Origin of the sequence: Congregibacter sp. (assembly GCF_965660375.1) — a bacterium.
Lineage (GTDB): Bacteria > Pseudomonadota > Gammaproteobacteria > Pseudomonadales > Halieaceae > Congregibacter.
In genome coordinates this window covers 55779-77621 of sequence record NZ_CBFHZO010000012.1, presented here as the reverse complement: position 1 = coordinate 77621, position 21843 = coordinate 55779, and the positions used below count along the sequence as shown (strand labels likewise).

Annotated in this window: 22 protein-coding genes; 14 read left to right on the top strand and 8 right to left on the bottom strand. The window is 57.0% G+C overall.

All coding sequences use genetic code 11. The features are described from left to right. Positions 1-4 precede the first annotated feature (4 nt). On the top strand, positions 5-544 hold the full coding sequence (gene moaB, locus ACTG3T_RS01285) for a molybdenum cofactor biosynthesis protein B (protein ID WP_439100452.1): 540 nt from the start codon (positions 5-7) through the stop codon (positions 542-544). A 9-nt stretch (positions 545-553) separates the two neighbouring features. Continuing rightward, positions 554-1759 carry a molybdopterin molybdotransferase MoeA gene (locus tag ACTG3T_RS01280; protein ID WP_439100451.1) on the top strand — a complete coding sequence of 402 codons (1206 nt, stop codon included), beginning with the start codon at positions 554-556 and terminating at the stop codon, positions 1757-1759. 33 nt (positions 1760-1792) lie between these two features. On the opposite strand, the gene fabB is transcribed toward ACTG3T_RS01280, so the two are convergent. Further along, positions 1793-3019 (bottom strand): beta-ketoacyl-ACP synthase I, encoded by a 1227-nt coding sequence (gene fabB / locus ACTG3T_RS01275; protein ID WP_439100459.1) that lies wholly within the window; start codon positions 3017-3019, stop codon positions 1793-1795. 27 nt (positions 3020-3046) lie between these two features. Beyond that, positions 3047-3562: a 3-hydroxyacyl-[acyl-carrier-protein] dehydratase FabA gene (fabA, locus tag ACTG3T_RS01270; RefSeq protein ID WP_439100450.1), complete on the bottom strand. Its 516-nt coding sequence runs from the start codon at positions 3560-3562 to the stop codon at positions 3047-3049. Between the two features lie 460 nt (positions 3563-4022). Between fabA and ACTG3T_RS01265 the strand changes: the two genes are divergently transcribed. The 3 genes from ACTG3T_RS01265 (at position 4023) to ACTG3T_RS01255 (ending at position 7725) form a co-directional block, all read left to right on the top strand. After that, positions 4023-5432 (top strand): mannose-1-phosphate guanylyltransferase/mannose-6-phosphate isomerase, encoded by a 1410-nt coding sequence (locus ACTG3T_RS01265; RefSeq protein WP_439100449.1) that lies wholly within the window; start codon positions 4023-4025, stop codon positions 5430-5432. Between the two features lie 101 nt (positions 5433-5533). Beyond that, entirely contained in the window at positions 5534-6364 is an 831-nt protein-coding gene (gene galU, locus ACTG3T_RS01260; RefSeq protein ID WP_439100448.1) for a UTP--glucose-1-phosphate uridylyltransferase GalU, read from the top strand. Positions 6365-6372: 8 nt separating this feature from the next. Further along, positions 6373-7725: a phosphomannomutase gene (locus ACTG3T_RS01255; protein ID WP_439100447.1), complete on the top strand. Its 1353-nt coding sequence runs from the start codon at positions 6373-6375 to the stop codon at positions 7723-7725. A gap of 66 nt (positions 7726-7791) precedes the next feature. Here the strand turns inward: ACTG3T_RS01255 and ACTG3T_RS01250 are convergent, their stop codons facing one another. Next, positions 7792-8754 carry a polyprenyl synthetase family protein gene (locus tag ACTG3T_RS01250; protein WP_439100446.1) on the bottom strand — a complete coding sequence of 321 codons (963 nt, stop codon included), beginning with the start codon at positions 8752-8754 and terminating at the stop codon, positions 7792-7794. 410 nt (positions 8755-9164) lie between these two features. Here ACTG3T_RS01250 and rplU point away from each other — a divergent pair, with 410 nt between their 5' ends. From rplU to ACTG3T_RS01225, 5 genes are all read left to right on the top strand, one after another. Continuing rightward, a complete protein-coding gene (gene rplU, locus ACTG3T_RS01245; RefSeq protein WP_439100445.1) occupies positions 9165-9473 on the top strand; it encodes a 50S ribosomal protein L21 in 309 nt (102 codons plus the stop codon). Between the two features lie 12 nt (positions 9474-9485). Continuing rightward, entirely contained in the window at positions 9486-9743 is a 258-nt protein-coding gene (gene rpmA, locus ACTG3T_RS01240; protein WP_008292570.1) for a 50S ribosomal protein L27, read from the top strand. A 94-nt stretch (positions 9744-9837) separates the two neighbouring features. Beyond that, positions 9838-11022, top strand: a complete 1185-nt coding sequence (gene cgtA, locus ACTG3T_RS01235) for an Obg family GTPase CgtA (RefSeq protein ID WP_439100444.1) — start codon at positions 9838-9840, stop codon at positions 11020-11022. Continuing rightward, positions 11019-12146, top strand: coding sequence for a glutamate 5-kinase (proB, locus tag ACTG3T_RS01230; RefSeq protein WP_439100443.1), 1128 nt, complete (start codon positions 11019-11021; stop codon positions 12144-12146). The genes cgtA and proB overlap by 4 nt, the downstream gene beginning before the upstream one ends. Continuing rightward, on the top strand, positions 12146-13069 hold the full coding sequence (locus ACTG3T_RS01225) for a ZIP family metal transporter (RefSeq protein WP_439100442.1): 924 nt from the start codon (positions 12146-12148) through the stop codon (positions 13067-13069). Before proB ends, ACTG3T_RS01225 begins: the two co-directional genes overlap by 1 nt. Positions 13070-13082: 13 nt before the next feature. Here the strand turns inward: ACTG3T_RS01225 and hemH are convergent, their stop codons facing one another. Continuing rightward, positions 13083-14174 (bottom strand): ferrochelatase, encoded by a 1092-nt coding sequence (gene hemH, locus ACTG3T_RS01220; protein ID WP_439100441.1) that lies wholly within the window; start codon positions 14172-14174, stop codon positions 13083-13085. A 335-nt stretch (positions 14175-14509) separates the two neighbouring features. On the opposite strand from hemH, the gene ACTG3T_RS01215 reads away from it, so the two are divergent. Next, positions 14510-14854: a UrcA family protein gene (locus ACTG3T_RS01215; RefSeq protein WP_439100440.1), complete on the top strand. Its 345-nt coding sequence runs from the start codon at positions 14510-14512 to the stop codon at positions 14852-14854. A gap of 305 nt (positions 14855-15159) precedes the next feature. On the opposite strand, the gene ACTG3T_RS01210 is transcribed toward ACTG3T_RS01215, so the two are convergent. Next, entirely contained in the window at positions 15160-15828 is a 669-nt protein-coding gene (locus tag ACTG3T_RS01210) for a YegP family protein (RefSeq protein WP_439100439.1), read from the bottom strand. Between the two features lie 177 nt (positions 15829-16005). Between ACTG3T_RS01210 and ACTG3T_RS01205 the strand changes: the two genes are divergently transcribed. Next, positions 16006-16635: a nucleotidyltransferase family protein gene (locus tag ACTG3T_RS01205; RefSeq protein WP_439100438.1), complete on the top strand. Its 630-nt coding sequence runs from the start codon at positions 16006-16008 to the stop codon at positions 16633-16635. Here ACTG3T_RS01205 and maiA read toward each other — a convergent pair. Genes maiA through ACTG3T_RS01190 form a run of 3 tightly spaced genes read right to left on the bottom strand, consistent with a single transcriptional unit; the run spans position 16617 to position 19426 of the window. Further along, on the bottom strand, positions 16617-17267 hold the full coding sequence (maiA, locus tag ACTG3T_RS01200; RefSeq protein ID WP_439100437.1) for a maleylacetoacetate isomerase: 651 nt from the start codon (positions 17265-17267) through the stop codon (positions 16617-16619). The two genes, ACTG3T_RS01205 and maiA, sit on opposite strands and share 19 nt — an antisense overlap. A 3-nt stretch (positions 17268-17270) precedes the next feature. After that, entirely contained in the window at positions 17271-18263 is a 993-nt protein-coding gene (locus ACTG3T_RS01195) for a fumarylacetoacetate hydrolase family protein (RefSeq protein ID WP_439100436.1), read from the bottom strand. Continuing rightward, complete coding sequence (locus tag ACTG3T_RS01190; protein ID WP_439100435.1) at positions 18260-19426, bottom strand: homogentisate 1,2-dioxygenase; 1167 nt, start codon at positions 19424-19426, stop codon at positions 18260-18262. The genes ACTG3T_RS01195 and ACTG3T_RS01190 overlap by 4 nt, the downstream gene beginning before the upstream one ends. Positions 19427-19473: 47 nt before the next feature. On the opposite strand from ACTG3T_RS01190, the gene ACTG3T_RS01185 reads away from it, so the two are divergent. Together ACTG3T_RS01185 and ACTG3T_RS01180 are read left to right on the top strand one after the other, a co-directional pair. Beyond that, positions 19474-19980, top strand: coding sequence for a MarR family winged helix-turn-helix transcriptional regulator (locus ACTG3T_RS01185; protein ID WP_439100434.1), 507 nt, complete (start codon positions 19474-19476; stop codon positions 19978-19980). Continuing rightward, positions 19977-21776, top strand: a complete 1800-nt coding sequence (locus ACTG3T_RS01180; RefSeq protein ID WP_439100433.1) for an aromatic amino acid hydroxylase — start codon at positions 19977-19979, stop codon at positions 21774-21776. Before ACTG3T_RS01185 ends, ACTG3T_RS01180 begins: the two co-directional genes overlap by 4 nt. The last annotated feature ends 67 nt before the right edge of the window (positions 21777-21843 follow it).

Genomic DNA, 21843 nt, shown 5'->3' with positions numbered 1-21843 from the left:
CGTCATGGCAGAAGAGTCATCAGAATCCACAGGCACAGAAGCTAATGGGGCTGTTCCTCTGGGAATTGCAGTGCTGACCGTATCGGACACCCGGGGACCGGAGAACGATACTTCGGGGGACTTTCTTGCACAGGCAGCCCGGGATGAGGGGCATCGGATTGTTCAGCGCGCTTTAACCCCTGACGACATCTATGCGATCCGTGCAGTGCTCTCTCAATGGATTGTTGACGCTAGCGTGCATGCGGTTCTGGTGACGGGAGGGACTGGTTTTGCAGGAAGAGACTCCACCCCCGAGGCAGTATCCCCCCTTTTTGATAAAACCATCGAGGGGTTTGGTGAGACTTTTCGAGCCCTGTCTCTTGCCGAGATCGGTTCCTCCACGATTCAGTCCCGGGCCATTGGCGGTCTGGCTAACCGAACCGCGATATTCTGTATGCCGGGGTCTACCGGCGCCTGCCGCACCGCCTGGAACGGAATTCTGAAGGATCAGTTGGATAGTGCTCACCGCCCCTGCAATTTCGTGACGGTTCTCACCAATCACTGAGTTTATTTCTTGAAACCCCTCCTACCGTTGAATGAGGCGCTGGAGCAGCTGCTTGCCAATGCCACCTGCCGTCTCCCGGGGGAGCCGGTTCTCTTGGAGGATGCCCTGGGCCGAATACTGGCGGAGGATCAGCATGCGGTCATTGACGTGCCCCCGGCTGACAATAGCGCTATGGATGGATTCGCTCTTCGGGCCAGTGACGCTGGACGCAAGTTGCCCGTGAGCGCGCGTGTCGCGGCCGGCGATGCGGGGTCGAGTCTCGAGCAGAACAGCGTCGCGAGAATATTTACCGGTGGAGAGATCCCTGTCGGGGCCGACGCCGTGGTCATGCAGGAAGATGTGCACCAGGCAGAGGGTTTTGCACAGCTGCCCCGGGACGTCCGAGCCGGGCAGCACATCCGACGCAAAGGTCAGGATTGTCGGGCGGGTAGCCTGCTCCTCTCGCGCGGGCGGAGACTCAGACCTCAGGATATGGGCCTTCTGGCTTCCCAGGGTATTGCTCAGGTGCCTGTGTTTCAGAAACTCACGGTGGCACTCCTGTCCACGGGCAACGAGTTGCGGGAGCCCGGATCCGGAGCATTGCCCTCGGGTGCAATCTTTAACAGTAACCGCCCCATGCTGTTTGGTCTGCTCAGTGCGCTGGGCTGCAAGGTGCTAGATCTGGGCATCGTCCGCGATACCGCTGTGGCAACCCGGGAAGCCCTTTTACTGGGGGCCGGTAGCGCCGATGTGATCGTGAGTAGTGGCGGGGTGTCTGTGGGCGAGGCAGATCACGTGCGGGACGCCGTAGAGGCGCTGGGTGAGATCGCGCTGTGGCGTATTGCTATAAAGCCAGGGAAGCCCTTTGCATTTGGTCACGTGGCTTCCACACCCTTCATCGGTCTGCCGGGAAACCCCTCGTCCGCCTTTGTCACATTTCTGTTGTTGGCGAGGCCTTACCTCTGCAAGCTGCAGGGACGGGAGGATGCGACCTTGATGTCCCGGCCGGCACGGGCAGATTTTGCGTTAACAACACCGGGCAGTCGACAGGAGTTTCTTCGGGTATCGACGTCCCAGAGGGATGGTGAAATATGGGCGACGCCCTATGCCAATCAAAGTTCGGGGGTGCTCAGCTCTTTGTCCGCAAGTGATGCCTTGGCTGTGATCCCTGTCGGAGAGACCGTTGAGCAGGGGCAGCCCCTTCAGATAGTCAGCTTGGATGATCTGCTGCAGTGAGGGCGGGCGATGCCCCGCCCAGCATGACCGGTATCAGCCGGTGAAGGCCTGAAACACCAGCGATGCGTTGGTGCCTCCGAAGCCAAAGCTGTTGGACATTACCCGTTGGAGGTCCGCGTTGTCGTGTCGCTCCCGGGCAATGGGCATTCCCTCTGCTTCAGGGTCGAGATTTTCGACGTTCGCCGAGGCAGCAATAAAGCCCGCCTGCTGCATCAACAGGCTGTAGATCGCCTCTTGCACGCCGGCCGCACCCAGGGAGTGCCCCGACAGGGATTTTGTAGAGCCGATGACCGGAGTATAGCCTTTGTCAGAAAAGGCCTCCCGCACCGCCTTGAGCTCCTGAATGTCTCCCGCGGGAGTGCTGGTGCCATGGGCATTAATGTAATCAATGGGGCCTTCTACGGTAGACAGAGCCTGATGCATGCATCGCACCGCGCCTTCGCCTGAGGGCGCGACCATATCGTAACCGTCGGATGTGGCGCCGTAACCCACGAGTTCCGCGTAGATTTTCGCGCCGCGGGCCTGGGCGACTTCCAGAGCCTCAAGCACGACCATGCCGCCTCCACCTGCGATAACAAAGCCATCGCGGTCGGCATCGTAGGCCCGGGAAGCCTGTTCGGGGGTGTCGTTGTACTTTGTGGAAAGGGCTCCCATGGCATCGAACAGACTGCTCATGGTCCAGTGAAGCTCCTCACCGCCGCCCGCAAACACGCGGTCCTGCTTGCCCAGCTGTATCTGCTCCATGGCGTTGCCAATGCAATGGGCGCTGGTGGAGCAGGCTGATGAGATTGAGTAATTAACGCCGCGGATCTTGAAAGGAGTGGCGAGGCAGGCAGAGACGGTACTGCCCATGGTCTGGGTCACCCGGTAGGGCCCTACTCTGCGAAGGCCGCGCTCGCGCAGGATGTCTGCTGCTTCGGTCTGGCTGGCGGAAGAGGCGCCGCCGGAACCGGCGATAATGCCCGTGCGGTCGTTGGATATCTCACTGTCGTTCAGCCCTGCGTCTGCAATGCAGCGCTGCATTGCGATGTACGCGTAAGCCGCCGCAGCGCCCATAAAGCGGAGCTGTTTGCGGTCTATATGGTCTTTAAAGTCAATGTCGGGCGCGCCGGCCACGTGGGAGCGCATACCGACGTCTATTTGCGCCTGATTGGTGCTGATGCCCGAGCGACCATCAAGAAGCGCCTGAGTGACCGTCTCGGCATCGTTACCCAGGCAGGACACAATCCCCAGACCTGTCACAACTACTCGTCGTTGCATGACCTGTTGCATGACCTGTTGCATGGTTTAAAAACTCTCCGTCGATTGGAACAGTCCGACGCGAAGATCAGATGCATGATAGATCTCTTTGCCGTCAACGCTGACGGTACCGTTTGCGATACCCATCACCAGCTTTCGCTCGATGACGCGTTTGATATCTATGGTGTAGGTAACCTTAGATGCCGTTGGCAAAATCTGCCCGGTGAACTTGACTTCGCCGGAGCCCAGCGCCCGTCCGCGACCGGGATTGCCGCGCCAGCCCAAAAAGAACCCCACCAATTGCCACATGGCATCGAGACCGAGACAGCCGGGCATTACGGGATCGCCAGGAAAATGACAGTCGAAAAACCACAGGTCCGGGTGGATGTCCAACTCGGCAATGATCTGCCCCTTGTCGTGGGCTCCGCCCTCAGAGCTGATGTGAGTGATGCGATCGAGCATGAGCATGTTGCCCACTGGCAACTGAGCATTTCCCGGGCCAAACAAATTGCCATGGCCGCAGGCAACTAGTTCGTCTTTTGCGTAGCTCGATTGAGAATTCATGGGTTTTGTGTCGTCCGGGATAATTGATGGGGAGGTTGGGCGAGATTCCGTGCTGAGTCTCTGCGCCTGGTTTTCGCGGGATTTTTTCGCGAGGTTAATGCCAGCATTCTATGCCCGCGAGCCAAGTTGTCAGTTCATGAATTTCTGGTTCACACAAGCGCGGTAATCAAGCGCGGTGATACTGTGACGCAGTTGGCGCTTGATGCAGGTCTTTTGCCGCGTTGGCGGCGTTTTTGCGCCGCTGCCCTTGCCAGCACTCGTCAATTGGTTAGTCTGTGCGGTGAGGGTCATGTAATAAAAGTAGTTAGTTTAAAGCATGCATCCGACAAGTCCACCCGTCACGGTGAAAACAATGGGGTAACAAAACCTTACGCCATTGAAATCCGGGAGCGTTGCTGTTGGCCCGGGACCGCGTAGAGGACGGAAATGCTCTTCACTGTATGTTTGAGGTTTACGATTGATGTTGATACCTGTGTTGTTGTCCGGAGGGGTGGGCAGCCGCCTGTGGCCGGTTTCCCGGGAGGCGTACCCGAAACAGTTCCTCGCGCTGGCCAGTGAGTTATCAATGCTCCAGGACACCATGGCGCGGACTAAGGGGCTGGAGAGCGCATCACCGCTGGTCATTTGCAACGACGAACATCGCTTTATGGTTGCTGAGCAGCTTCGCCAGCTGTCTGTGGATCCCGCGGCCATCATTTTGGAACCCGAGGGACGCAACACCGCGCCCGCTGTGGCATTGGCGGCGTTTCAGGCGCTTGCTACTGATCCCGACGCGCTGCTCCTGGTACTGCCTGCAGACCACGTGATACGCAATCCCGAGTCCTTCACGCAGGCAGTGAAGCAGGGGCTGGGCAAAGCTGGGAGCGGAGCCCTTATGACCTTTGGTGTGGTACCGGATGCCCCAGAGACCGGCTACGGTTATCTGCGCCTGGGCGAGCGTGATGATGATGGTCTCTTTGCCCTGGACAGCTTTGTGGAAAAGCCCGATGCAGAGACGGCGAAGCAGTACCTGGAGTGCGGGCAGTACCACTGGAACAGCGGTATGTTTTTGCTGTCCGCCTCGGTCTACCTGGAGGAGCTCAAGACCCACGCCCCGAAGATCCACAGCGCCTGTGAGCGCGCTATGGCAAACGCCAGTGCTGACCTCGACTTCCTGCGTCCTGATAAAGACGCTTTTCTGGCCAGTCCCTCAGACAGTATTGACTACGCTGTTATGGAGCACACTCAGCGCGGTGGGGTTATTCCCCTGGACTGTGGTTGGAGTGACGTGGGTGCCTGGTCTACCTTATGGCAGGTGTCTGAACGTGACCGTGACGGCAACGTACTTCTGGGCGACGTTATGATCGAAGGCTGTTCCGACAGCTATCTACGCAGCGAGTCACGACTCATCGCAGCTACCGGTATCAAGAATCTTATTGTGGTGGAGACCCCGGATGCGATCCTTGTGGCCGATCGCGACGAAGTACAAAACGTAAAGCAGATCGTCAATCGTCTGAAGTCCGAGGGGCGCAGCGAGGCCTCCACCCATCAGCGGGTTTATCGTCCCTGGGGGAGCTATGAGTCCCTTATCGAAGGTGATCGTTTTCAGGTGAAACGCATTGTCGTTAATCCGGGCCAGACCCTGTCCCTGCAGATGCATCATCACCGCGCGGAGCACTGGATTGTGGTTCACGGTACCGCCGAGGTGACCTGTGAAGACAAGGTTTTTACCCTGGTGGAAGATCAGTCGACGTACATACCCCTGGGGCACAAGCACCGCCTGGCTAATCCGGGCAAAATTCCCGTGGAGCTCATTGAGGTTCAATCGGGAAGCTATCTGGGAGAAGATGACATCGTGCGTTTCGAGGATGTCTACGGACGCAGTTCGTAGTTTGACGTTCAGGCGTTCTGGTCACCCATGGTCCGCAATGCCTCCCGGTTTTAATGGGCGCACGATCAATGAGCACAGCAAAAAGCGGACAGGAGTTTTAAGTGATTAAAAAATGTATGTTTCCCGTGGCGGGCTACGGTACGCGGTTTTTGCCGGCGACCAAGAGTATGCCCAAGGAAATGCTCCCCATTGTTAACAAACCCCTGGTGCAGTATGGCGTCGAGGAGGCCATTGAAGCAGGAATGACCACCTGTGCCATGGTCACAGGTCGCGGTAAACGGGCGATCACCGATCACTTTGATATCAGCTATGAGCTGGAGCATCAGATTAGCGGTACCGCCAAGGAGGGCTATCTCGACAGCATCCGTAATGTGCTGGATAAAGGCATTTTTACCATGGTGCGCCAGCGGGAGATGAAGGGGCTGGGCCATGCCATTCTCACCGGTGAAACGCTGATCGGCAGCGAACCATTTGGCGTGGTCCTCTCCGATGACCTGTGCATTAACGACGGGCCCGGTGTGCTGGCGCAGATGGCGGAACTTTACAATCAGTTCCGCTGCTCTATCGTTGCGATCATGGAGGTGCCGGCAGACGAAGTTCACAAGTACGGTGTCATCGCCGGGGAGTCGCTGAAAGATGGCATCTACCGCGTGGACAAAATGGTAGAAAAACCCAGTACAGACGAGGCGCCGTCAAACCTGGCGATCATCGGACGATACATTTTGACGCCGGATATTTTTGACATCATCCGCGAGACTGATCCGGGGGCCAATGGGGAGGTGCAGATTACTGACGCCCTGCAGATACAGGCCGACCGCGGCTGCGTCATGGCCTACAAATTCAAGGGAAGACGCTTTGACTGTGGCAGCGTGCCCGGCTTTGTAGAGGCTACCAACCATATGTACGAAAACCACTACCTCAAAGAGAACTGAGCGCTCCTATGGATGAAATTACCTGCTTCAAGGCTTATGACGTTCGGGGCCGGGTTCCTGATCAGCTGAGCGAGGATATTGCCCGGCGCATTGGCTGCGCCTATGCGGCGGTGATAAAGCCAAAGAAGGTGGTGGTGGGGCACGACATCCGCCTGAGCAGCCCCGCGATCAAGGGAGCATTGACCGAAGGGCTGCTATCCCAGGGAGTTGACGTTTACGATATTGGTTTGTGCGGTACCGAGGAAATTTACTTCGCTACGCATCATGCCGCAATGGATGGGGGTATTGCGGTCACCGCGAGCCACAACCCCAAGGACTACAACGGCATGAAGTTTGTGCGAGAGGGGTCAAAGCCTATTTCCGGTGATACGGGGCTTTTTGATATCAAGGCGCTCGCAGAACGGAACGAGTTTGCGGACGCTGCTGTCCGGGGGCAATTGCAGTCGCTGGATACAGAGGAGGCCTACGTCACCCATCTCTTGAGTTACATCGATGTTCCCAAGTTGAAGCCTCTTAAAATAGTAGTGGATGCTGGGAATGGCGGAGCCGGAAAAGTGGTGGACCTGCTTGAGCCCCAGTTACCCTTTGAGTTCATTAAGTTGCACCACGCACCCGATGGTAACTTCCCCAATGGTGTGCCCAACCCCATGCTTGAAGAGAACCGTCAGCCGGTCATTGCTGCGGTCAGGGAGTACGGCGCGGATCTGGGTATTGCCTGGGATGGTGACTTTGATCGCTGCTTTTTCTTTGATGCCCAAGGTCGCTTCGTTGAGGGATATTACCTGGTTGGCCTGCTGGCAGAGGCGTTCCTGAAGCGCCACCCGGGAGAGCCGGTGGTCCACGATCCACGACTGACGTGGAATACCTGTGCTGTAGTGGAGGAGCTTGGTGGTCGGGCAGTGCTGAGCAAGACGGGACACGCCTTTATCAAGGAGCGGATGCGCCTGGAGAACGCGATCTATGGAGGGGAGATGAGCGCGCACCATTACTTTCGTGATTTCGCCTACTGCGACAGCGGAATGATTCCCTGGCTTTTGGTGGCGGATCTCATCAGCGCCCGGGGGCAATCCCTGGCGGCGATGGTGGAAGAGCGTATGGCGGCCTTTCCCTGCAGCGGCGAAATAAATCGCTCCATCGAAGATCCGGCGGCAGTGCTGTCGCGGGTTGAGGCAAAGTACGCGGACTCCGCACTGCGGCTTGAGACAGTGGACGGACTGAGTTTCGAGTTTGCGGACTGGCGCTTTAATCTCCGACGATCGAACACGGAGCCTTTGGTGCGCTTAAACGTGGAGTCGCGAGGTGATGTTCAGCTGATGGAAGAAAAAACCCGGGAGCTTCTGTCGCTCATCGATGCTGGCTGAGCAGCGTCCGAGGCCTGTTCACCGCTTAGCGCGCAAAGGCCTCAAATCCGCCGCGTTCCTCGATGCTTAGTGAGATCGCTCCAGAGAAAGCGCCGCAAGATTAACCATCGCCACTTTTGCCGTTGACTCGGGGAAGCTACTCAGCGCTGCGAGGGCTTTGTCCCGACACGCGACCGCAGCCTTGCGGGTGTACTCGAGGCTCCCGCAGTCTCTCACAGCCTGAATGATGTCGGGCAGTCGTTCTCTGTCTTTTGCGTTGATCGCGTCACGCACCAGGGTGGCCTGAGCTTTACTGCCCTCGCGCATCACATGAATCAGCGGCAGGGTGGGCTTGCCCTCAGCGAGATCATCGCCGACATTCTTCCCCGTAACTTCGGGGTCGCCCTGATAATCCAGAAGATCATCGATAATCTGAAACGCGACGCCGACGTTGCGGCCGTAGATATTGAGTTCCCGTGCCTTCCCGGTGTCTACGCCGGCGAGGAGGGCCGCTCCTTCGCACCCTGCGGCAAAAAGCGCAGCTGTTTTCCGGTCGATGACATCGTAGTACTGGTCCTCGCTGGTCGTGGAGTCTCCTGCCCGAATCAGCTGCAGCACCTCGCCCGCGGCGATGGTGTTCGTGGTGTCTGCCATCATCGATAGGACGTCATGATTGCCCAGTGTCACCATCAACTGAAATGCGCGGGTGTAGAGGAAGTCCCCCACAAGGACGCTTGATGCGTTGCCAAAGGCGCTGTTGGCCGTGGGTCGCCCCCGGCGCAGTTCAGATACATCGACCACGTCGTCGTGTAGCAGGGTCGCAGTGTGGATAAATTCCACCACAGCGGCGAAACGGATCTGCAGATCGCTGATGGATCCCAAAGCTGCGGAGGAGAGCAGTACCAGTACCGGGCGCAGCCGCTTACCGCCGGCATCAACGATGTATTGCCCGACGTTTTCGACCATGTCGACGTCGGAGCGCAATTGTTCGATGATCACAGCATTAACCGCGTCTAGCTCTTCGCTGACAACGGCACGGACTTCTTGCATGGTGGGTAAAACCTTGACCCCGGAGAATTGGTCGCGGATGCTAGGTGCCCCCTGCGAGGGTGTCAAGGATTCAGCGCTTGCGTACGGGGCAAAGTGCGCTGTTCCCGGGGGTAGCAGCGATAAAACTTTCTTGAGCTATGACTTCCTTTTCAGTACAATCTCGCGCCCCGCAGCCGCGCGAACGCGGTTTGCGTGATTTTTTTGGACTGCGGGTTGAAGGTTTTTTCTCCTAGTCATGGCTGAAAATCCTTTTGAAAACAGTTACTTGTGCCTGGCCCTGCCCACTGCGAGAGCGGTGCCGCCGGTTTCCCTGGCGTTGCCAGTAGAGCGATACAGCGATGTAGCGTGGCTAACGCGATGGTTGACGGTGTTATTCGAATCTGCGGGAAGGCGAACAACGGAGAAGAAAGATGTACGCAGTTATTGAAAGCGGTGGAAAGCAGCACCGTGTGACCGAGGGCGAGTCCCTCAAGCTCGAGAAAATCGAGGCCGCAACGGGCGACACCATCGAGTTCGACCGGGTTCTTATGCTCGGTGGCACGAACACGCAGGTGGGAACACCGCTCGTCGCTGGCGCCAAGGTCACCGCCGAGGTGGTTTCCCAGGGTCGTCACGCCAAGGTGAAGATCGTCAAGTTCAACCGCCGCAAGCACTACCGAAGAGAAACCGGGCACCGTCAGTGGTTTACGGAAGTCCGTATCACCGGCATCAGCGCGTAAGGAGACTGACAAATGGCACACAAGAAAGCAGGCGGTAGTACTCGTAACGGCCGCGACTCGACAAGCAAGCGTCTCGGCGTTAAGTGTTTTGGCGGTGAGCAGGTGAAGGCCGGCAACATCATCGTTCGTCAGCGCGGCACCCGCTTCCACGCCGGCGAAAACGTCCGGCTGGGCAAGGACCACACTCTGTTCGCAACGGTCGCGGGCAAAGTTGAGTTCATTACCCGGGGTAACAAAAACCGTAAATTCGTACGCATCGTTGGCGCCTGAGGCGAAACCGAGAGCGTAGTGAGAAGCCCCGGTTTCATCCGGGGCTTTTTTTTGCCTGTCGCTCAGTGCGGCAGTTGCCCTATAGAATGAACCCATGAAATTTGTAGATGAAGCCAGTATTCGCGTTTTCGCCGGAAAAGGGGGCAATGGTTGCCTGAGTTTTCGCCGGGAGAAATACGTGGAGCGAGGCGGTCCCGATGGTGGCGATGGGGGTGATGGCGGCAGTGTCTATCTGGTCGCCGATCACAGTCTCAATACCATGGTGGATTATCGTTTCCAGCGTGTTTATCGCGCAGAGAGCGGTGAAAAAGGTCGCGGGCGTAACTGTACCGGCGCCGGGGGTGCTGACCTTGAGTTGCCGGTGCCCGTCGGGACAACTGTTCTTGACGAGGACAGCGGCGAGACTCTGGGGGATCTTGTGGCCCCGGGTGACCGGCTGCTGGTCGCGCAGGGAGGCTTCCATGGCCTGGGAAACACCCGGTTCAAATCGTCGGTCAATCGTGCGCCACAGCAGACCAGCCCCGGTAGTGAGGGGGAAGAGCGGTCACTGAAGCTGGAGCTCAATGTGCTCGCGGATGTGGGCCTTCTGGGATTGCCCAATGCCGGTAAATCAACATTTATTCGCTCGGTCTCAGCCGCGCGGCCGCGAGTGGCTGACTATCCCTTTACTACGCTGGTCCCGCAACTGGGCGTTGTGAAAGTCGATGCGTTGCGTAGTTTCGTTATTGCAGATATCCCAGGATTGATCGAGGGCGCGTCGGACGGGGCGGGGCTGGGGATTCGCTTTCTTAAACATCTCACCCGTAATCGCATACTGCTCCATCTGGTGGATGTGGCACCTATGGATGGTAGCGACCCGGCGGACAGCGCCGCCTCCATTGTGCGTGAGCTGGAGCGTTTCAGCCCGACCCTTGCCGCGCGAGAGCGTTGGTTGGTGCTCAATAAGACCGATCTCATCGATGAGACTGAACTGGCTGATATCGAGGCCAGTGTCATCGACAAACTTCAGTGGTCAGCGCCGGTTTACAGTATTTCGGCACTGGCGCACGATGGTACGGAAAGACTGTGTCAGGACATGATGGGCTATCTGGAACGCTGCGCCGAAGAAGAAGCTGCGAACCCCGACCTGATTGTTGCCGAGCGCGAGGCGCAGCAGGCGATGCAGGAGGAGGCGCGGGAGCGTGTGAACCTGCTCCGCATGCGTAAACGCGGCGAGATGTCTGAGGACGATGAAGACGACGATGATGATCACGATGTTGAGATCGAATACGCACCGTGAGCAACCACTCTCGACACTGGGTGGCTTCTGCCCATCGCTGGGTAGTCAAGGTGGGGAGCGCGCTCCTCACCGATGACGGGCGCGGCATCGATGATGGAGTTATTGTGGCACTGGTTGAACAGTTGGCCGAATTACGCCAGCGAGGCTGTGAAGTGCTCCTTGTCTCGAGCGGGGCGGTTGCAGCGGGGCTTTCCCGCCTGGGGGCCACCGAGCGTCCGGAGGAACTCCACGAATTGCAGGCCGCGGCGGCCGTGGGGCAGTCTGCCCTCCTTCGTCGTTACGAGGAGGCTTTTGCAGCAAAGGGTCTTATGGCTGCGCAGATACTCCTCGGTCACGACGATGTGTTTGCCAGAGACCGCTATCTGAACGCCCGCGCTGCCCTGAAGACCCTGCTTTCCCATGGCGTGGTACCGGTGATTAATGAAAACGACACCGTTGTCACCGACGAAATCCGCTTTGGGGACAATGATACGCTGGCGGCTCTCGTGGCGAACCTGGTAGATGCGGATGTTCTGGTTTTGCTCACGGATCAGGAGGGTCTGTTTGATGCGGATCCCCGAACGACAGACGGAGCGAGCCTTATCCAGCACTCGCGTGCTGATGACCCCCGGCTGGATGCGGTGGCAGGCGAGGGTGGTGTTCTGGGTCGTGGGGGGATGCTGACTAAACTCCGAGCTGCCCGTCTTGCTGCGCGTTCCGGTACCGAGACGGTGATCGTCGGGGGGCGTCATCCCGGGATACTCACCGAACTTGCTAATGGTGAGACGCTGGGCACCTGGCTGGAAAGCGGCAGTGCTCCCGAAAATGCGCGGCGACAGTGGCTTGCCAGCCTGGTGACCTTTCGCGGCATTGTGGAAATTGACGATGGGGCAGTGGCAGTCCTCAAAAGCTCCGGGCGCAGCTTGCTCCCTGTGGGTGTGAAGTCCGTGAGTGGTGAGTTCGAGCGGGGCGATGTGCTCCTCTGTCGTGATATGCAGGGCCGTGAAGTGGCCCGGGGTTTAAGCAATTACAGTGGAAAAGAAGTGCGTCAAATTATGGGCCTGAGCTCAAAAAAAATCGCGGAAATCCTGGGCTACGGTGGTGAAGCTGAGCTGATTCATCGCGACAATCTGGTGCTGCTCTGATGTCTCCCATGCTGTTGCTGGCGGTCTATGGTACTGCTCTTATCGTCTTCTCTGTAGCCGGCGGCGCTGTAACCCAGCGCATCGCTATGACTCATACGAGAACGCAGCTCGCCATGAGCCTCGTCTCTGGTCTTATGCTGGGCATCGCATTTTTCCATTTACTGCCTCACGCAGTGCTGACTCTGGGTGTACATCACGGTCTTACCACGGTGATGTCCTGGACCATGGGCGGCTTGATTGTGATGCTCCTGCTGCTGCGAATACTGCATTTTCACCAACCGGACTATCCCGCCGAAGCGATCGCTGTCTGCGAACACGAGTATGATCATAGTCATGAGCACGGTGCTTCCTTGGGGAACGGGCAAGACGCCGCAGCCCGTGAAGTAACCTCGGTGGTCGCGCCCGGGGTGAGTTGGCGGGGCGTGTTGGTGGGGCTCACCTTTCACACCTTTATCGACGGCGTGGCACTCGGCGCGGCGCTATTGTCGGCCCCCCACGGGCATCAGCAGCAGTTGCTGGGGTTCGGGGTTTTTCTGGCTATTCTTCTTCACAAGCCCCTGGATGCAATGTCGATTGTTGCCCTCATGAAGGCTTCGGGCACTACCGCCTCGGCACAGGCGAGGGCGAATCTCGTGTTTGCCTTTGTGTGTCCCCTCGGGGCTTTGCTGTTTTACTTTTACGCTACGGGACTGGGGGTCAATGGCGAGCTTGTTATCGCATCGGCGCTTGCGTTTTCGGCGGGGGCGTTCGTGTGTATTGCGCTCAGTGATCTGTTGCCCGAGGTCCAGTTTCACAGTCACGATCGCGTAAAGCTAACGGCGGTGTTTTTGCTGGGGATAGCCCTCGCTTACCTTATGGCAAACACCGCGGCTAACCACAGTCACGCGATAGCGACGCTAGCGTTTACTCAAGCCCCAATCTAAATCCAAGTCAGCTTTAAGCGGCATTTCGCGCTTTCATAGCCTCTGCCATGGTGGCGGTTGGTGTATTCTGTGCAGGCTTTGCCGCCAGCCAGGGTCGAAGACGATCGTTTACCAGGTCTGCCAGGAAATCGATGTGTCTTTCGCTGGCATTCAGGCAGGGAATATACTCGTAGCGCTCCCCGCCGGCCTCAAGAAAGTAATCCCGGTTTTCTTCTCCGATTTCCTCGATGGTTTCAAGGCAGTCTGCGGAGAACCCTGGACACACAACCTGCACTGACCGCACACCGCCTCCGGCCATTTCCTTGAGCGTGTAATCGGTGTAAGGCTTTAACCACTCTTCCCGCCCGAACCGCGACTGAAAAGCGCTCAGGTATTCGCCCTCTCCCAGCCCCAGTTCCTCAGCCACGAGTCGGGTCGTCTTGTGACACTGGCAGTGGTATGGGTCGCCTTCATCAAGATAGCGCCGCGGCTCGCCATGATAGGAAAACAGGAGCTTCTCCGCTCGCCCATGGTTCTTCCAGTGTTCCCTGATGCTGCTTGCTATTGCGCTAATGTACCCCGGTTGGTCGTGATAGCTGGCAACAAACTGGAAATCGGGTAACCAGCGCCGCTTACTAAAATTTTCTGCTACCGCATCGAAGGTGGATCCACCGGTAGGGCCACTGTATTGAGGGTACATGGGCAGCACGAGTAACTGGCGAGCTCCACGGTCCATCAATGACTGCAGCGCGTTGCCGATGGAGGGTTCACCGTAGCGCATGGCAAACTCTACGATAACCTCACCGCCGTGTTTGGCATTGAGGCGCTTCTGCAGCTCATGCGCCTGGTTGCGAGTGTGTATCAACAAGGGGGAGCCCTCATCAGTCCACACGGTCTTATACGCCTCGGCAGATCGTGCCGGACGAACGTTGAGAATGATACCGTTGAGAATGAACCACCAAAGAAGCCTGGGAACCTCTACCACTCGCGGGTCTGACAGGAACTGCTTCAGATAGGGGCGCAAAGCTCCTTTCTCCGGAGCCTGTGGCGTGCCCAGATTTGTGACGAGCACGCCGATACTTCCCTGCTGGGCGTGATCGAAATCCGGACTGCCTAGATACTTCATGCCTTAAACCCGTTTCCTGCTGTTCGGCGTCTGAGGAATACTCTTGCGCCGGCTGGTCTCTATTGGCGCGCGGAGCGCATCCCTCCAGCTTGCCACCTATTGTACCGCCAACGTCTGCTTGTTGGCGGTTTTTACGACTTTCTATGCAACGGATAAGAATACGCAGAGCTTTCGCCGCTGGATTCCACCAGCTTATCGACGTTGCCTAACGTTTCACCGAAACGCTCTAACGATGCGCACCGCTCTAACCTAATTTGGGATCGTGGGATGGCGAAGAAGGACGCAGACCGCAAACTAATCCGGCCAATGGCCATTAAAAAGTATGGAGCTTAATCATGAAATCAATTCGACGTGTATTGTTTGCAACGGCAGTGTCTGGTGTTCTCGCCGCATTTGCGGTTCAGGCGAGTGCCAGTAGTATCACTGAGGTCATTGCCGACTCCGTGACAAATCCGACCCAGGTCGCCGTGAACTTTTCTGATCTTGACCTCGATTCTGCAACGGGACAAAAGGTATTGCACTATCGACTGGCTCGCGCCGCGGAACAGGCCTGTGGTCACAGTGATATTCGACGGGCTGGCAGTGTTGCGCGTGCCGCGCGCAACATGGACTGCTACGAGCAGTCGTTGTCTCGCGCCCTGTCGAAGGTGAATGCCTCGGCTGTTGCTGCCGCAAACTGAACCTCCGTGTTCCCGCTACCCCTGGCGGCTCTCCGGCTCTATTGTTACAAGCGCCGAGTTTTGGAAACTTGATTTTGTGCTTGCCAGAGAGCGATGACTGGCGCTTAAAAACTCGCGGGAAAAACGCGATGCGACTTAAACCGATACTGACCTTGGTACAGGCCTTTCGGTGGAGAGCTGGAGCGGGAGGTTGGGGAGATGCAGCGATGCAGCGATGCAGCGATAGAGAGTTTGAGAAGCTTTTAGTTGGTCGCTAGCTGCTGAGAAGGCGGGGCGACAGCTGCTATGCAGCTGCCGCCACAAGCTTACTTCTTTTTCGCTTTGGCAGCCGCCTTCTTTTTGGCAGGTGCTTTTTTCTTTACCGCCGCCTTAGCTTTTTTAGGTGCGGCTTTCGCTTTCTTCACGGCTTTCTTGGCTGCAACCTTAGCCTTCTTGGGAGCTGCTTTTGCTTTCTTGGCTGCAACCTTAGCCTTCTTGGGAGCTGCTTTTGTTTTCTTGGCTGCAACTTTAGCTTTTTTGGGAGCTGCTTTTGCTTTCTTGGCTACTTTCTTGGCAGCTGCCTTGGCCTTTTTAGGTGCTGCTTTTGCTTTCTTGGCTGCAACTTTAGCCTTTTTGGGAGCCGCTTTCTTTTTCGGTGCTTCCACAGTCAGGTCCAGGGTATCAGCGCCGGGTGCATTAAGACCGACTGACTTGATGCCTTTCTCCATGCTGACTGCATTGGAGTACATTTGGCTCTTGCCGATTACCTGGCCATTGGTGGCCTTTATGACGAAGTAGGGTTGTCCTTTGGTCGACGACTTGCGTTCGTAGCGAGCATCCTTATCCGCATTTTTCTTTACGGAAGTAATGCCTGCTGTAGCCGAGCGTTTGCTATCGTAAGTCTGGCTGGTGAATACAACCTGACCGTTTCCTGATTTAAGATTGAAGGAAAACTTTCCGGTTTTTCCTTTCTTAAGTTCAAACTTTCCTGCCATGATCACACCCCTTGTAATGATCCCTATGCCCATTCACATTATTTGCGCGAAATATCTACCCCGCGCATCACAGCATAAGGCTTTCACAAGCTATCGCAAGGGTTAAACCTTCATTTACCCAGAATAAAATCAACGACTTTTTCGGTCTCAAGGAAGCTTAAAAATGCGGATTGAACGGTGAATAAAGACTCGCAGCCCGATTTTCCCCAGGGCGCGGTGGTGTTGATGCTTGCTGCGGGTAGAGCGAAGCGCTTTGGTGATGACAAGCGTCAGGTAATTCTAAAGACAGGTAAAACGCTTTTAGAGCAGTCTATTTCGCAGTTCACATCTTTGGGGCTTCGCGTTTTTCTTAGTCTGTCGACTGAATCCCGGGATGATATTCTTGCTCGAAAACTGCGCGATGAGTCTGTTGAGCTCCTGCGCTGCCAGCGCGCAGGAGAGGGGATGGGAGGCACTCTTGCTGAAAGTGTGGAAAGTATCGGAGACGCAAATTCCATTCTCATCGCGCTTGCAGATATGCCGGGATTGGGGGTGCAGACGATTTTGTTGCTTCAGCAACAGGCGCATAGGGAGCGCATTGTCTTTCCCGTTTACGAGGGCCGTCGAGGTCATCCGGTAATGTTTGGCCAGCGCTTTATACCCCTGCTAAAAAACCTGTCCGGTGACGTGGGTGCAAATCATCTCATCAATGAATATGCGAGCGAGTGCATACCGGTGCCCGTAATTGACCCCGGGGTGGTGAGGGATGTTGATGTGGCTTCTGATCTTCCGGGCATTGAGCGATTGCTTCAGGCGCGTTCTTCCTGAGGAGTGTCCATCTGGCGTGATGGGTGCGCGCGGTAAAAGGCAGGCAATTGTTGGCAGCGCTCATCGAGGGCGGTGATGTTCGGGAACGAGGTCAGATCAACTTTGAAGCGGTAGGCGTTGAATACCTGTGGGATGAGAAACACCTCGACCATCCCGGGGCGCTCCCCAAGAGAAAATTTTTTTCCGAACTGGCCCACCGCCTTTTCCAGAGGCGTAAAGCCGCGATGTATCCAATGTGCATACCAGTTATCTACGGTGCTCTGCTCGAGTCCCAGGGGGTCGCTCAGATAGCGCAATACCCGGAGATTGTTCAGCGGATGAATATCGCAGGCGATGTGTTGGCAAAGGGCACGGGTCTCGGCTCTCTTTAGCGTTCCCTCGGGATACAGCGGTGGATCAGGATGGGTTTCCTCCAGCCATTCCAGAATGGCAACGGACTGTGCGAGGGTGGTACCTGAGTCAAGTGTCAGCGCAGGCACCAGCCCCTGGGGGTTCTCTGAAAGGAACTGCGGGCTTCGCTGCTGTCCTGCCAGAAGATCGACAGGCACGATGCTGTGATCGAGACTTTTAACGCCCAAGGCAATACGCACACGATACGCCGCAGTGGATCTAAAGAAGCTGTAGAGCCTCACTGTTTACCCCCGGGAGGGTTCAAAGGGGGTAATCCGTTGATCAATGGCACCGAAAACAGAGGTGCCCTCATGGTCGAGCATCTCGATACGAATGCGGTCTCCAAAGCTCATGAACGGTGTGCTGGGTCTGCCGTCGCGAATGGTCTCCAGACAACGCACTTCCGCGAGACAGCAGGAGCCATCTTTTGACCCCACGTTGGATACGGTGCCCGAGCCGATAACTGCGCCGCTGATCAACGAGCGGGACTTCGCGCAGTGCGCAATCAGGGTTGGAAAATCAAAGGTCATGTCCTGGCCTGCATTCGGTGCGCCGATTAATTTGCCGTTGAGGGTTGCCCGCAGGGGTAAATGCAGGCGGGCACCGTCCCAGGTATTGCCAAGTTCATCCGGAGTCACGAACACCGGTGCGAAGGCTGTCCAGGGTTTGGATTGATAGAAACCAAACTGCTTGGCAAGTTCTGCGGGAATGAGATTGCGAAGGGATACGTCATTGACGATGCCCAGGAGTTTGATGTGCTCGGCAGCTTCCTCGATTGTGGTGCCGGCCGGCACATCGTCTGTCACCACGACCACCTCACCCTCGAAATCGATGCCCCAGTCCTCGCTTTCTGCTGCTACCGGGTCTTCGGGTCCGATAAAAGCATCCGATGCACCCATGTATACCAGCGGGTCTTCCCAGAAAGAGGCTGGCATTTCGGCGCCTCTCGCTTTTCTCACCAACTCCACATGGGTCACGTAGGCACTGCCGTCTGCCCAGTGGTAGCTGCGGGGAAGCGGCGCGTCGCATTTGCTGGCGTCGAAGTCGGTTGTCTCGCTGTGGTCGCCGCGACAAAGACGCTCGTAGTGCTCCTGAAGGCGTGGCGCAGTGTTGCTCCAGTCATCCAAAGCGACCTGCATCGTGGGGGCAAGGTCGCCGGCGGGGCAGCAACGCTGCAGCGCTCTGTCCACGATCATCAGCTGGCCATCGCGACCCGATTTGTAGGAGGCTAATTTCATGAGCTTGATCCTGCGCTAACTGCGGGCTCTTCTGCACCCTGGCTGCGCCAGGAGTTGACATAGTCGGGTTTTTCGACGCCTTTTACAGCGCTTTGAATAGTCAGGGCCCGTCGTGTATCGATCATCACCGCCACTTCATCCGTGGCCTTGGCGGGATCGGTTTGCGACTTCTGGAGCGCCTTGGGATGAGGGCCGTGAGCGAATCCGCAGGGGTGATAGGTAATCATCCCTGCTTCGATGTTGTCGCGACTGAAAAAATTACCTCGGTGGTAAAAAAGCACTTCATCGTAATCATCGTTGTTGTGATAGAAGGGCACCTTCAGCGCGCCGGGATCCGTCTCAATGGGCCTCGGGCAAAAAGTGCACACCACGAAACCACCGCCTACAAAGGTTGTGTGGGCCGAAGGTGGCAGGTGGTATCGGTGACTCATCACCGGACGGATGTCCCGCCAATTCAGGCGCAGCACCGTATTGTTACCGTGCCAGCCCACTGCATCCAGGGGATTAAACGGGAAGGTGACAACGCTTACCTCATCGTGACGTTTGATATGGACGTCCCAGGGCACCTCGCTTTGCTGGGCAAGAAAGTCGTCATTAATGCGGGGGTGATCGAGAGTCGCCGGATCAAAAACCGCGTGGGGTCCCAGCATTCCGCGATCGGGTAGTTGATAGGCGCCGTCGCGGTCTTCAATGATCAGGCACTCCGCCGGTTCCGCGGGCTCCATGCGCCATGCGGTTCCCCGGGGAATCACCAGGTAATCGCCATCCCGGAAATTCAGCTGGCCGTAATCACAATAGAGAGAGCCACTCCCATTGTGGATAAACAGCAGGTCATCGCCATCGCTATTGCGTACCAGATGTTCCATGGCGCGGTCGCAGCGCCAAAACCTCAGGGCCACATCCTGATTGGCCAGCAATGCGTGCTGCGCAAAGGGGGACTCACTCAGTGCGTCCAGTTGCGTCAGATCAAAAGCGTAGGGTCTCAGCGGCCCCTTCCAGTCGACCCAGCCGGTAGGGGGGTGACGATGGTGAATATGGCTTGCAGGGCCGAAGAATCCTTCACGACCCATCTCTCGCTCGTAGGTGCCTTCGGGGAGGTCGCAGTGTGCCTGCCGAGAGTGCTGTCCTTCGCGAATCACATGGGGGAACCACTGCCGACTCATGACTTTGCTCCTTGCTCCTTGACAGACCTGCAGCTTACTAGTTTCATATGAAACTATCTAGCGAGTTGAAGGAAGCCATGAAAACCCTGTTTCAGCTGGAAGGTTTTTTGCCCTACCGCTTGGATCGCCTGGCGAAACATATCAGTGTGTCTCTTGCCGGGGTGTATCGAGCGCGCTTCGCTGTGAGTGTGCCCCAGTGGCGTATTCTTGCCCTGTTACATGAGACGCCCTATCTCAGTGCCAAAGCCCTTGCCCGGCAGGGCAATCTCGATAAAGTCGCCGTATCCCGAGCCGTTGCAGACCTGGAAAAACGGGGGTTATTGAAGCGCTATTTGAGCACTGGCGATGGTCGCGTGAGCGAACTCTGTCTTACCGGTGCGGGCTCTGAATTGTTCGAATCCATTGCACCCCTGGCGCTGCACTGGGAGACTGGCTTTTTGAGGGTGCTCAGCGCCGTGGAGCGTCAAAACCTCAGGCAGATCCTGGCAAAGCTTGAGGACCATGCCATGACCGAAAAGTCCGACCTATCAATGACAGAAGGTAAGCTACCGTGAGTTCTGCCACACCAAGTCAGCAGGAGATTGTTGCCAGTTTGCCCGTGCACCTTCGGCCCTTCGTCACTGTCCAGGATCCGAACACGCAGTACACGCCCCGGGATCATGCCGTGTGGCGTTTTCTAATGACGGCGCTCACCCGCGGGCTCGCGGAATCTTCGCATCCGGTGTATCTCGAGGGCCTGTCCCGAACCGGTATAGCCCTGAATCACATTCCTTCCATTGATGAAATGAATGCCTGCCTGGCAAAGCTGGGTTGGCGTGCGGTCGTGGTCGATGGCTTCATACCCCCCGCTATTTTCATGGAGTTTCAGGCGCTTAAGGTATTGGTCATAGCCCTCGATATGCGCAGTGTGGAGCACCTTCTTTACACGCCGGCTCCGGATATTCTCCATGAGTCTGCCGGCCACGCGCCCTTCCTCATTGATGTGGACTATGCGGAGTTTCTCCAGCGCTTCGGCGAGGTGGGCATGCAGGCTATTGCCAATGAGCACGATCATGAGCTTTATGAAGCGGTTCGGGAGTTATCCATACTGAAAGAAAATCCCACCACAGCTCCCGATGATGTTGCACGGGCCGAAGCGCGCCTTGCAGCCCTTGCGGAGAGTGATGAGGAACCCTCCGAGGCAGCGTTGCTCACAAGGCTGCACTGGTGGACCGTTGAATACGGGCTCGTCGGTGACGTTGAGGATTATCGGCTGTTCGGGGCGGGCCTGCTGTCTTCCCTGGGCGAGAGTCAAAGCTGTCGTGACGATGAGCGTGTTAAGAAGTTACCGCTGACGGTCAATGCCGTGGAGACGCCCTACGATATTACCTCCACCCAGCCACAACTCTTTGTCACGCGAAGCTGCCGGCATATGAGTCAGGTGCTGGAGGAGTTTGCTGCCACCATGGCAGCCCGGCGCGGTGGCGCGGACTCTCTTCGCAAAGCCATCGATGCGAAGGTGGTTTGTACTGCGGAGTACGATTCCGGGGTGCAGGTCAGCGGTGTTATCTCGGAGGTCATTTGCGATGCAGTGGGTAATGTGAATTACCTTCAGACCCGTGGGCCTACTCAGTTGGCTTGCCGTGGGAGCGAGTTGTACGGGCACGGCATAGACAGTCACCAAGAAGGTTTTGGATCTCCCGTCGGTTTGCTCAAGGAGTTCAGTCGCTGTCTTTCCGAGTACACCGTCGATGAATTAAAGGTCCACCGCATCGCCGTAGGGGAAACGGTGGAGCTTGAGTTTCTCTCGGGAATTACGGTGCGGGGTCATTTGGAAGATGTGCTGCGTCAGGAGCACCGCAACCTCCTGTTGAGTTTTAGTGAATGCACGGTGACGGCGCTGGATGGTCGGGTGTTGTTCGAGCCCGCCTGGGGGCGTTACGACATGGCGGTGGGTGGACGGATTAGCAGTGTGTTTGGCGGCGTTGCCGATCGCGAAAACTACCAGCTGTACAAACCTCTACCGCGCACCACGACGCCGGAGTCCCAGTCTGATGATCGGTTGATGGCTGCTTATGCACTCCTTGGAAAAGAAAGTTCGGGCAGGTCCCTGGAGCCCGAAACGACAATTACGGAGGGGGCGAGAGGCGTTGAATACGCTTTTGACAAGAGCGATATGCAGTTGCTCCGAGCGTGCCTGGACGATTACGCCCGTGAGTGGCTTTTGCGCGCAGAAATACTGCGACTCGGTGATCCCAGGCTTCCCGCAGAATTGATAAATCGTGCCAAGGCAGAGCTCGATGAGTTGGTGGTGGAGGAGCAGCATCGCCGGGCCCTGGCGCTGGTGTTCCCCGAAAGCGCCTACGCCTGACTGCCTGCGCTGGAGCCCCCGGCAGTTGGGCGCCCGGCGCTTGTTGAATTGAGCGCCACTCAGTATT

Coding starts and splice junctions, on each gene's coding strand:
- moaB (WP_439100452.1), top strand. CDS start 5: ATGGCAGAAGAGTCATCAGAATCCACAGGCACAGAAGCTAATGGGGCT.
- fabB (WP_439100459.1), bottom strand. CDS start 3,019: ATGCAACGACGAGTAGTTGTGACAGGTCTGGGGATTGTGTCCTGCCTG.
- fabA (WP_439100450.1), bottom strand. CDS start 3,562: ATGAATTCTCAATCGAGCTACGCAAAAGACGAACTAGTTGCCTGCGGC.
- ACTG3T_RS01265 (WP_439100449.1), top strand. CDS start 4,023: ATGTTGATACCTGTGTTGTTGTCCGGAGGGGTGGGCAGCCGCCTGTGG.
- ACTG3T_RS01255 (WP_439100447.1), top strand. CDS start 6,373: ATGGATGAAATTACCTGCTTCAAGGCTTATGACGTTCGGGGCCGGGTT.
- ACTG3T_RS01250 (WP_439100446.1), bottom strand. CDS start 8,754: ATGCAAGAAGTCCGTGCCGTTGTCAGCGAAGAGCTAGACGCGGTTAAT.
- rplU (WP_439100445.1), top strand. CDS start 9,165: ATGTACGCAGTTATTGAAAGCGGTGGAAAGCAGCACCGTGTGACCGAG.
- rpmA (WP_008292570.1), top strand. CDS start 9,486: ATGGCACACAAGAAAGCAGGCGGTAGTACTCGTAACGGCCGCGACTCG.
- cgtA (WP_439100444.1), top strand. CDS start 9,838: ATGAAATTTGTAGATGAAGCCAGTATTCGCGTTTTCGCCGGAAAAGGG.
- ACTG3T_RS01225 (WP_439100442.1), top strand. CDS start 12,146: ATGTCTCCCATGCTGTTGCTGGCGGTCTATGGTACTGCTCTTATCGTC.
- hemH (WP_439100441.1), bottom strand. CDS start 14,174: ATGAAGTATCTAGGCAGTCCGGATTTCGATCACGCCCAGCAGGGAAGT.
- ACTG3T_RS01215 (WP_439100440.1), top strand. CDS start 14,510: ATGAAATCAATTCGACGTGTATTGTTTGCAACGGCAGTGTCTGGTGTT.
- ACTG3T_RS01210 (WP_439100439.1), bottom strand. CDS start 15,828: ATGGCAGGAAAGTTTGAACTTAAGAAAGGAAAAACCGGAAAGTTTTCC.
- ACTG3T_RS01195 (WP_439100436.1), bottom strand. CDS start 18,263: ATGAAATTAGCCTCCTACAAATCGGGTCGCGATGGCCAGCTGATGATC.
- ACTG3T_RS01190 (WP_439100435.1), bottom strand. CDS start 19,426: ATGAGTCGGCAGTGGTTCCCCCATGTGATTCGCGAAGGACAGCACTCT.
- ACTG3T_RS01185 (WP_439100434.1), top strand. CDS start 19,474: ATGAAACTATCTAGCGAGTTGAAGGAAGCCATGAAAACCCTGTTTCAG.